1 protein-coding gene is annotated in these 988 nt (G+C 71.7%); it reads right to left on the bottom strand.

What is annotated here, in order from left to right; translation table 11 throughout:
* Positions 1-131: 131 nt before the first annotated feature.
* A complete protein-coding gene (locus tag ACFCZF_RS24005; RefSeq protein ID WP_375924032.1) occupies positions 132-806 on the bottom strand; it encodes a GntR family transcriptional regulator in 675 nt (224 codons plus the stop codon).
* Positions 807-988: the final 182 nt, after the last annotated feature.

Here is a 988-nt window from a genome sequence, read left to right as displayed (position 1 = left end):
CCTCGCGTCTCGCGCTGATCCCCCCCTTTTCCCTCCCCTCTTTGCCCCCATGTTCTCCTCCCCTCCCCCCCCCCCCTCTTTTGTCTTCCTGGTCTCACCCTCCCTGCCCCCCCCACAAGGGGCGGCCGCGTTCAGGACAGGGCCGAGAAGGCGATCTTCTCGTTGCGGGCGAGGTGCTGCTCGACGGCGGCGGCGACCGTGGCGGGGTCGCGGGTGCGGAAGGCCGCCAGGAGGTCCGTGTGGGCCTTGCCCCGCCGCTCGTGTTCGGCGGGATCAGGGTCGAGCTGACCGAAGCCGATGCGGATGTAGCGTTCCCCCGCGCGCCAGAGAGTGGTGAGGACGCGGATGTCCCAGGCGCTCGCGGCCGGGGCCAGCAGCGCGAGGTGGAAGGCGTGGTGGTCGTCGTAGATGTCCGCCATGCCGTGCTCCCGGGCACCGAATTCGGTGGCCTGGGACTCCAGCCGGTCCAGCTCCTCGTCCGTCAGGAGGGCGCACGAACGCCGGGCGATCTCCGGCTCCAGGGCGCGCCGAAGCCGGTAGATGCCGTGCAGGTCGTCGAGGTCGAGCGGCGCGATGACGGCGCTGCGGCCGGGCCGCATGATGACCAGGCCCTCGCTCTCCAGACTGCGCAGCGCCTCGCGGATGGGAATGAAGCTGATGTCGAGCATGCCGGCCAGCTCGCGCAGCGAGTACTCCGCACCTGGGGCCAGGGCGCCGGTCAGGATCGCGCGCCGCAGCTCCTCGGTGGCCTGCTCCACCACGGACCGTGACGTGATGGGCTGGAGGGCCCCTCGGGGTGTCGCCACGGTGTATCCCTCGCCTCGGCCGTCCGGTAGTGGATATCAACTATAGCGACGCCCCCTGAGGAAGAGCCGCGCGCATGACAAGGGCGGCGACAGCCGTGGCCGCCACCCGACGGCGCCCCGCACCGTGCTCGCGGGGGAGAGGGGGGGGGGAGGAGGGTGTCTTGTGGGGGGGGGGGGGGAAA

Origin of the sequence: Streptomyces sp. NPDC056296, from assembly GCF_042268605.1 — a bacterium.
Lineage (GTDB): Bacteria > Actinomycetota > Actinomycetes > Streptomycetales > Streptomycetaceae > Streptomyces.
Note: the sequence above shows the minus strand (reverse complement) of the source record. Positions and strands in the feature narration are given on the sequence as shown.